The 8,594-nt window shown below is 72.3% G+C and carries 8 protein-coding genes; 5 read left to right on the top strand and 3 right to left on the bottom strand.

All coding sequences use genetic code 11. The annotated features are described in order from the left end of the window. Positions 1-63 precede the first annotated feature (63 nt). Positions 64-228 (top strand): hypothetical protein, encoded by a 165-nt coding sequence (locus AAHZ94_RS22920; protein WP_349994867.1) that lies wholly within the window; start codon positions 64-66, stop codon positions 226-228. A 680-nt stretch (positions 229-908) separates the two neighbouring features. Here AAHZ94_RS22920 and AAHZ94_RS22915 read toward each other — a convergent pair. Further along, positions 909-2,078, bottom strand: coding sequence for a PP2C family protein-serine/threonine phosphatase (locus AAHZ94_RS22915; protein WP_349994866.1), 1,170 nt, complete (start codon positions 2,076-2,078; stop codon positions 909-911). A 288-nt stretch (positions 2,079-2,366) separates the two neighbouring features. Further along, entirely contained in the window at positions 2,367-3,695 is a 1,329-nt protein-coding gene (locus AAHZ94_RS22910; RefSeq protein WP_349994865.1) for a glycoside hydrolase family 18 protein, read from the bottom strand. Positions 3,696-4,022: 327 nt separating this feature from the next. Here AAHZ94_RS22910 and AAHZ94_RS22905 point away from each other — a divergent pair, with 327 nt between their 5' ends. Beyond that, the gene (locus tag AAHZ94_RS22905; protein WP_349994864.1) at positions 4,023-5,195 is read left to right on the top strand and encodes an acyl-CoA dehydrogenase family protein; all 1,173 of its coding nucleotides are present in this window, start codon (positions 4,023-4,025) and stop codon (positions 5,193-5,195) included. Between the two features lie 463 nt (positions 5,196-5,658). Next, the gene (locus tag AAHZ94_RS22900; RefSeq protein WP_502964748.1) at positions 5,659-6,600 is read left to right on the top strand and encodes an endonuclease/exonuclease/phosphatase family protein; all 942 of its coding nucleotides are present in this window, start codon (positions 5,659-5,661) and stop codon (positions 6,598-6,600) included. Positions 6,601-6,805: 205 nt separating this feature from the next. On the opposite strand, the gene AAHZ94_RS36485 is transcribed toward AAHZ94_RS22900, so the two are convergent. Further along, on the bottom strand, positions 6,806-7,171 hold the full coding sequence (locus AAHZ94_RS36485; RefSeq protein ID WP_502964747.1) for a hypothetical protein: 366 nt from the start codon (positions 7,169-7,171) through the stop codon (positions 6,806-6,808). A gap of 211 nt (positions 7,172-7,382) precedes the next feature. On the opposite strand from AAHZ94_RS36485, the gene AAHZ94_RS22890 reads away from it, so the two are divergent. Both AAHZ94_RS22890 and AAHZ94_RS22885 read left to right on the top strand, forming a co-directional pair. Then, the gene (locus AAHZ94_RS22890; RefSeq protein ID WP_349994862.1) at positions 7,383-7,823 is read left to right on the top strand and encodes an Lrp/AsnC family transcriptional regulator; all 441 of its coding nucleotides are present in this window, start codon (positions 7,383-7,385) and stop codon (positions 7,821-7,823) included. Between the two features lie 369 nt (positions 7,824-8,192). Continuing rightward, positions 8,193-8,594, top strand: a 402-nt coding sequence (locus AAHZ94_RS22885) for an amidohydrolase family protein (RefSeq protein WP_349994861.1), incomplete at its 3' end; no start/stop codon positions are given.

Here is an 8,594-nt window from a genome sequence, read left to right as displayed (position 1 = left end):
TTTTTTTAAATCCCCCCCCCCCCCCCAAATAAAAGCCGGGGTTTGGGGGGGGGGGGGTGTTTTTTGTTCACCCTCCGGGGGGGGGGGGGGGGGGGGGGGCCCGGGCCCCCGCACCCCCCCGCCCGCCGCCGGCACGCCCCGGACCGGCGCCGGCGACAGCACGCCGAGACCGTGGTTGTCCATCCCACCCATGTCGTCCATGTCGCCGCCGGACCCTCCGTCACCTGAACGGTGGAGGCCCGGCGCGACCGGCCCGGCCGCCGAGCCGACGGCGTACGCGACGCCGAACATGGCCCCGAGCAACAGGACGAAGCCGATGAGCAAGAGGACTGGACTGAACTGAGACGAGGTCATCGCCGCTCCAAGACGGACAGACGCGGACAGGGGACGGAGGCAGGAGAGATAGGGGGTGGTAGGGGTACGGCAGGCGCTAGGGGCAACGGGCGGGTAGGGGGGCAGAGACGGATGCGCTACGGCGACGGTGGCCACGACGACGACGGTGGCCACGACGACGACGGTGGCCACGGGGCGACGAGGCATCATCGTGACACGGGTTAACCACATCCAGGCCCGGTTGGTCCGGCCGCGCGGCACGTGAGGTTTCTCCCTGTGCGCGCCGGGAACTGGGGCCCCCACCAACCCGACTTCTTATGGATGACGGCGCCGTGCCGCCGGCCCCGCCAGGGCCTGCCCCCGCCGCGTACGACAGTGCCCCGCGCCGCGTATGACGGCGCTCAATGACGGCGTCCCACCGCGCCGTCCCACCGCGCCCCACGATGCCCCATGACGGTCGTGCGGCGAGGACCGGACGACGCCACACGGGGCGGGCCGGACGGCGCCGCACGGTGTGCCGAAGTGCGCCACTCGGCACGGTCACCCGACGCCGAGCGCGCCCCGACCGCCCCCGATCAGCCGCGGGCCGGCTGGCGCGACACCGGGTCGGCGACCGGCAGCCGCTCCATGATCAGCACCGCCGCGTCGTCCTGGAGCTGCCCACCGGTGTGCACGTCCAGGTCGGCCCGCAGCGTACGGAGCAGTTGAACGGTCGGCAGCACCGCCCAGCGCTGGAGCCGGGCCGCCAGCGGGTAGAACGCGCCGTCCGCGCCCCGGGCCTCGGTCACGCCGTCCGTGCAGGCCAGCAGCCGACAGCCGGCCGGCAGCACCACCTGCTGGATGTCCCGCGGCTGCTCGGCCAGCTCACCGAGGCCCAGCGGCAGCCCCGGCTCGGCGATCTCGACCTCCCGTACGGTGCCGTCGGGGCCGATCACGTACGGCGCGACGTGGCCGCAGTCCACGAGGAGCAGCGGGAGCGGCGCGTCTGGGGCCGGGCGCCCGGCGTCGTGCGGGGGCGTGCCGTCGGTGCCGAGGACGAGCGCGGTCACGAAGCGCTCCTGCGCGCCGAGCGGCTCCTGTCCCTCGCCCGAGGCGTTGTAGCGGGCCAGGCCCTGTTCCATCGCGCCCACGCTGCTGAGCAGGCTGCGCCGGTGGTAGGCAGCCTCCCGGAAGGCGGTCAGCACGGCCGAGCCGGCGCCCAGCGTGCTCAGCCCCTTGCCGCGGACGTCGCCGATGAGCACCCGCGTGCCGTGCGGGGTCTCCACCGCCTCGTACAGGTCACCGCCGACCAGCGCGTCACGCTGCGCCGACACGTAGAAGCCGTCCACCACGACCTCGCGGGTACGCAGCGGAAGCTGGCGCAGCAGGGCCCGCTGGGCGGCCTCGCCGGTGGCGCGCTCCCGGGCGAGCAGGTCCTCGCGGTCGCGCAGCAGCCGGGCCACGGCGATGCTCGCGCCCACCATCAGCGCATTGCTGAGGATCGCGCCGGCCCGGGTCACGGTGGGCACGCTGGTCGGCAGCACGCCGTAGATGACGGTCATGGCGACGAAGTCGAGAGCCCCGATGACCAGGGTCTGGCGGTAGGTGCACAGCGCGGCGGCGACCATGGGCGCGACCGCGGCGTACACGTCGAGCCGCAGGTAGCGCGCGGTCAGCTCGTCGATGACGACGATCGTTGCCAGGTACCCGAGCAGCACCACGAACAGGCCACGGGCGAACCTGGGGGTACGGAGCCGCCACGACACTGTGGTGAGACCTCCCGGCGGGTCTGGGGATGCCCCCAGGCTGGCACGGACCCACGCGGTCGGCCACCGCACGGAAGGCCCGGCCACTGCACGGAAGGTACGGGCGGGCGGTGTGCAAAATGCCCGAGCCGGCGTCGTACGGCAAGCGCTGGCGGGTGTCGTACGAGCGGGGAAGGGCGCGCGGGCGCCGCACGGGGCCCGGAAAGGCGAGCGGGTGGGAAGCCGGCGGACCGGCTCCCCACCCTGGGGCGTCACCGACCGCGGTCGCCCGCGGTCATCGGGTGTCGACTACCTGATCGCCTTGATCAGCTCGCCGCCCGAGGTGTCTCCGCTGAGCTCCCAGAAGAAGGTGCCGCCGAGACCCTGCTGGTTCTTGTAGTTCATCTTGCCGCCGATGGTGGCGGGGGTGTCGTAGCTCCACCACTGGTTGCCGCAGTGGGCGTAGGCCGTGCCGCCGACGGTGCCGTTGGACGGGCAGCGGGTCTTGAGGTCCTTGTAGTCCTCGATGCCCTGCTCGTACTTGCCCGGCGCGGGGCCGGTCGCCTTGCCACCCGGCTCCTTCTGGGTGACACCGGTCCAGCCGCGGCCGTAGAAGCCGATACCGAGCAGCAACTTGTCAGCGGGGATGCCGAAGCCCTTCAGCTTCTGGATCGCCGCGTCGGAGTTGAAGCCCTCCTTCGGGATGCCCGGGTAGGCGGTGAGCGGGGAGTGCGGGGCGGTGGGGCCCTGCGCGTCCCAGGCGCCGAAGAAGTCGTACGTCATCGGCATGATCCAGTCCGTGTGCTGCGCGGCGGACTTGTAGTCGGCGGCGTCGAGCTTGCCACCGTTGGAGCCGTCGGCCGAGATGGCCGCCGTCACCAGGTTCTGCTGCCCGAACTTGGACCGCAGCGCGGACAGCACCTTGGTCAGCGCGTCCTTGCCGCTGGTGTCACAGGTGAGGCCACACGCGTTCGGGTACTCCCAGTCGATGTCGATGCCGTCGAAGACATCGGCCCAGCGGGGGTCCTCGACCAGCTTGTAGCAGGACTCGGCGAAGGCCGCCGGGTTCTGCGCGGCCTGACCGAACCCGCCCGACCAGGTCCAGCCGCCGAAGGACCAGATCACCTTGAGGTTCGGGTGCTTGGCCTTCAACTTGCGGAGCTGGTTGAAGTTGCCGCGCAGCGGCTGGTCCCAGGTGTCGGTCTTGCCGTCGACGCTGGTGTTGGCGTCGTACAGCTTGTCGTAGTCGGCGTAGCTGTCACCGATGGTGCACTTGCCGCCCTGGACGTTGCCGAACGCGTAGTTGATGTGCGTCAGCTTCGATGCGGCGCCCGACGTCTCGATGTTCTTGACGTGGTAATTGCGCTGGTAGACACCCCAGTTGACGAAGTATCCGACCACCTTGTTGCCCGCGGCCTTGGTGGGGGTGGCCGGGGTGGAACGCGGTGCCTGGGTGCTCTGCTGGTCGCTCTGCGCGGTGACCGCGGTGCGTGCCTGGTCGTCCTTGGTGGCGCGCGCGCCGTCCGCGTTCGCGGGCCCGGCGCCGGTGAACAACGTGCCGACCAGGACCGCCGCCGACGCGGCGAACGCGGTGACCAACGCGGGCAGACGCGTGCGTGTGCGCTGTGATCTGACCATGGGGTCTCCTGAGTGGGGAGAGGTGGGGGGATCAGTCCGGAGAACACGGAACTTGACATGAACGCGTTCTCTTCTGCGGGGAAACCGTAGAAGGACTAGACCACTACGGTCAATGGTTCGGACCAATTCGCGCCTGACGGAACCTGATCGTCGGCCGGTGACGCGAAGCCGCCGATCAGGCATACTCCAACCCGCTACAGCCGCAGGTCATCCCGGGTCGCAATCCGGCAAGGGAAGATCGGCTGAGCCGCAGAAACGGCAGAGCCGCCGCACCCGGGCGACTTCGTCGTGCGCCGATGAGCGCCCAACAGGGAGGAGAGCGCCGCCATGACCCACCCCGGCCCGCAGCCGGTGGAGCGACAGTTGCCCACCGAGGAGTCCCGCGATCTGCTCGCGCTGGTACGCGACCTCGCCGACCGGGAGATCCGGCCCCGGGCGGCGGAAGAAGAGGACGCCGGGCACTTCCCCCGCGAGGTCTTCGCCCTGCTCTCCACCTCAGGACTGCTCGGCCTCACCTTCGCGGAGGAGTACGGCGGCGGCGCCCAGCCGTACGAGGTCTACCTCCAGGTCCTGGAGGAGTTGGCGGCAGCCCGGCTCACGGTGGGGCTCGGCGTCAGCGTGCACACCCTCTCCTGCCACGCCCTGGCCGAATTCGGCACCAAGGAACAGCGCACCGAGCACCTGCCCGTGATGCTCGGCGGCGGGGTGCTCGGCGCGTACTGCCTCTCCGAACCGGCCTCCGGGTCCGACGCCGCCTCACTGGTCACCCGTGCCACCCGACAGGGCGACGACTGGGTCATCGAAGGCACCAAGGCGTGGATCACGCACGGCGGCGTCGCCGACTTCTACTCCGTGCTCGCCCGCACCGGCGAGCAGGGGCCGCGCGGCATCAGCGCCTTCCTGGTGCCGGGCGACGCCGAGGGGCTGTCGGCCGCGGCGCCCGAGCGCAAGATGGGCATGAAGGGCTCGCCCACCGCGCAACTCCACTTCGACGGCGTGCGCATCCCCGACAGCCGGCGGCTCGGCGAGGAGGGGCAGGGCTTCTCGATCGCGCTCTCCGCCCTGGACTCCGGGCGCCTCGGCATCGCCGCCTGCGCCATCGGCATCGCACAGGCCGCGCTCGACGAGAGCCTGCGCTACACCGCCGACCGCCAGCAGTTCGGCCGCCCGATCGCGGACTTCCAGGGGCTGCGCTTCATCCTGGCCGACATGGCCACCCAGATCGAGGCCGGCCGGGCGCTGTACCTGACCGCCGCGCGGCTGCGCGACGCCGGCCAGCCGTACTCCAAGCAGGCCGCGATGGCCAAGCTGTTCTGCACCGACACCGCCATGCGCGTCACCACCGACGCGGTCCAACTCTTCGGCGGCTACGGCTACACGCTCGACTTCCCCGTCGAGCGCTACATGCGCGAGGCCAAGGTGCTCCAGATCCTGGAGGGCACCAACCAGATCCAGCGCGTGGTCATCGCCCGCCAGATCGCGGGCCGCGAATCCCGCTGACCCGGGCGGCGCGGCTGGCCCACCAGCAGCCAGATCCGGCCACACCCTTGTGTACGTGCGCGGCGCGGCACCCCACCAGTACGGGGCGCCGCGCCGCTTCGCGTACGCCACGCGCACCCCGCAGCGGCGACCGGCCGAATGGGGGAGACAGGGGTCAAGAGGGGGAGGCGGCACGGGGCGTGCGGGAGGGATTGGGGCAGACAGGGCAGGGCGGGTGGGGGAGGTCAGGGGTGTGCAGGTGACGGGTGGTGAACTCCGGGGCGGTCACCGACCGTTCGCGCCCCCGGTGTTCACATGCCACGCCCGGCACACCAGTCACCCGAACACTCTGCTGTGCCCGCACCGCACCCGGTCGGGCACGCCGCCCTCGACCCCTGGAGCAGTCATGACCGATACCCCCACCACCGCTCCCGCCCCACCTGCCGCATCTATCGAAGGAAACGGATTCAGCCGCCGCGACGGGATGCGCGCGGCGGCAGCCGCGGCCCTGGCCCTGCCGCTGACCGTCGGCGTCGCCCCGTCAGCCAACGCGGCCGGTGCTGCCGGAACCAGTACCGGCAGCGCGGCCGGCACCGCCGACGTCCCGCGGACGAGCGCCGCCGCGGCGGCCACCCCGGCCGCCAGCGCCAGCGCCCTGCGCGCCATGACCTTCAACCTGCGCTTCGCCTCCGACGCCCGCCCCAACTCCTGGGCCGAGCGTCGCCCCGTCATGCGCACCCTGCTGCGCCGCGAGCGCCCGCACCTGCTCGGCACCCAGGAGGGCGTCTACGGCCAGATCCGGGACATCGCCCAGGACCTCGGCCCGCACTACGACTGGATCGGCACCGGTCGCGAGGGCGGCAGCCGGGGCGAGTTCATGGCCGTCTTCTACGACACCCAGCGACTCGCCCCACTGGAGTACGACCACTTCTGGCTCTCCGGCACGCCGTACGTGATCGGCTCCAACACCTGGGGCAACGCGGTGGTGCGGATGGCGACCTGGGTGCGCTTCCGCGACCTGCGCAGCGGTGGCCAGTTCTACGCCCTCAACACCCACTTCGACCACCGCAACCAGGCGGCCCGCGAGCGCTCGGCCACCCTGATCGCCGAGCGGCTGCGCGGCCTGGACCCGATCGTGCCCAAGATCGTCACGGGTGACTTCAACGTGCCCGCGCACCAGAACCCGGTCTACGACACCCTGCTGGGCCAGGGCGGTCTGATCGATACCTGGGACCACGCCGAGCAGCGCGGCAAGCAGTACGCGACCTTCCACGGCTACCGGCCGCTGGTCCCGGACGGCGACCGCATCGACTGGATCTTCACCTCGCCCGGCATCCACACCAGCTACGCGTCGATCAACACCTTCGCGCTCGACGGCCAGTTCCCCAGCGACCACCTGCCCGTGCAGGCGCACCTGGAGCTGTGACGACGGCGGTACGGGAAGGACGGCCCGGCCCTGGCCCGATGAGGGCGGGGCCGGCCGGAGTCGACCGGGCGCCAGGAGGCGGGCGGTGACGCCGGCGTGATCGGCGCGGCACTCGGGGCGAGACGGCCACCGAGTGGTTGACGAGCGGTTGAACCGGTGTGGAGTCGGACGGTGCCGGCCCGAGGTGCGGGCGGCGCCGTCGCGGCTACTTGCGGCGCGTCGGCTGGCGCGGCACCTGGCGCGGACGCGAGCCGGGGCCGCCGATGTGCGAGAAGGGCTGGGTCCGCCAGTCCAGGCTCTCCGGCAGCGTCAGCAGCAGGGCCGCGTCCTGCTCCTGAGAGCCGGTGGTGTCGTCGGCGGGCGTCGCGTCGGCGACACCACGGCCGGTGCCCGGGCAGACCGTCAGCCCGAACGGGTTCCACGGAGACGGGCACAACGCGTGTTCGGGCAGCACGACTTCGTCGGCGAGCAGAGCGATGGGACGCGCGCAGTCCGGGCACATCACCCGGAACATCTCGTACGTCTCGTAGACGTCACTGTCGTTGCTGTCCAGGCGTTCAAGACTGGGCATCGAGTTCTCCCCCTCGGGCTAAGGTCGACAAGGCGACAAGGCCGCCTCGACCACAGCAAGCATTTCCCGGGCCGCGGTGGCGGTAATCGCCGGCGCGCCCATGTCCCGAGCCACTGGCTGTGGCATTCGTCACATGCCCCGCGCAGATGCGCCGCACGCGCGGGCGCCCGCCCGCTGTGCCTCAGTGCCTGCTACCCCATAGGGTGACCGGGTGGAGGAGTTGGACAGACAGATCGTGGAACTGCTCGTCAACGACGGGCGGATGAGCTACACCGACCTGGGCAAGGCCACCGGCCTGTCCACCTCGGCGGTGCACCAACGGGTTCGACGCCTGGAGCAGCGCGGCGTCATCCGTGGCTACGCCGCCGTGGTCGACCCGGAGGCCGTCGGGCTGCCGCTGACCGCGTTCATCTCGGTGAAGCCCTTCGACCCGAGCGCCCCCGACGACATCGCCGAACGGCTGGCCGAGGTGCCACAGATCGAGGCGTGCCACAGCGTCGCCGGAGACGAGAACTACATCCTCAAGGTGCGCGTCGAAACCCCGCTGGAGCTGGAGCACCTACTGACCCGCATCCGCTCACTGGCCGGGGTCTCCACCCGTACCACGGTCGTGCTCTCCACTCCGTACGAAGCCCGGCCACCCCATATCTGATCGGCGTACCCGACCCGGTCCACCCGGCGCCGCGCCCACCCACCGCGGGCGGGCCGGCGCCGACCACCGGCCGGGCACACCGACCCGGCACGCGATGCCGCCCCCAAGGCGCCCGCCGGCCCACGACGCCGCCCCATCGGGGACGCCCGCCGGCCCGCCCCCAATGCACATCGGCCCGCCCGCGGTGCACACCCGTGCTGCGCCGCGGTGCACACCCGTACTCAGGACCCGGGCGGACCCCCGGCGCGGACCGCGCGCCGCCCCGGGTGACACTGGCACTCTGGCGCAGGTCAGCGACGGCGGCGCGGACGCGTCCGGCTGCCTGCCCCGATGCCCACCCCGACGAACCGACACCGCGAGGCGAACCCCGTGAGCGACCTCATCCCGGCCACCGGCCCCAGCGCCGGCATCCCCCCGACCGAGGGCGGCACCGTGCTGCTGCGCGGCGGCACCGTGCACAGCCCGGCCGACCCCTTCGCGACGGCGATGGTGGTCGAGCGCGGCAGCGTCGCCTGGGTCGGCTCGGAAGGCGCGGCGGACTCCTTCGCCGACGGCGTGGACGAGGTCATCGACCTCGCCGGCGCACTCGTCACGCCCGCCTTCACGGACGCACACGTGCACACCACGTCCACCGGGCTCGCCCGCACCGGCCTCGACCTGGCCGGCGCGCCCACCCTGGCGGCGGCCCTCGACCTGGTTCGCGACCACGCCGCCCCCCCCCCCCGCCGCCGGGGGGGGGGCGGGCCCCCCGGGGGCGCCCGCCCCCGGGCC

Source organism: Streptomyces sp. HSW2009 (genome assembly GCF_040240285.1).
In the GTDB taxonomy this organism is placed as follows: domain Bacteria; phylum Actinomycetota; class Actinomycetes; order Streptomycetales; family Streptomycetaceae; genus Streptomyces.
This window is presented reverse-complemented; position numbering and strand designations above follow the sequence as displayed.

Coding starts and splice junctions, on each gene's coding strand:
- AAHZ94_RS22910 (WP_349994865.1), bottom strand. CDS start 3,695: ATGGTCAGATCACAGCGCACACGCACGCGTCTGCCCGCGTTGGTCACC.
- AAHZ94_RS22905 (WP_349994864.1), top strand. CDS start 4,023: ATGACCCACCCCGGCCCGCAGCCGGTGGAGCGACAGTTGCCCACCGAG.
- AAHZ94_RS22900 (WP_502964748.1), top strand. CDS start 5,659: ATGCGCGCGGCGGCAGCCGCGGCCCTGGCCCTGCCGCTGACCGTCGGC.
- AAHZ94_RS36485 (WP_502964747.1), bottom strand. CDS start 7,171: ATGCCCAGTCTTGAACGCCTGGACAGCAACGACAGTGACGTCTACGAG.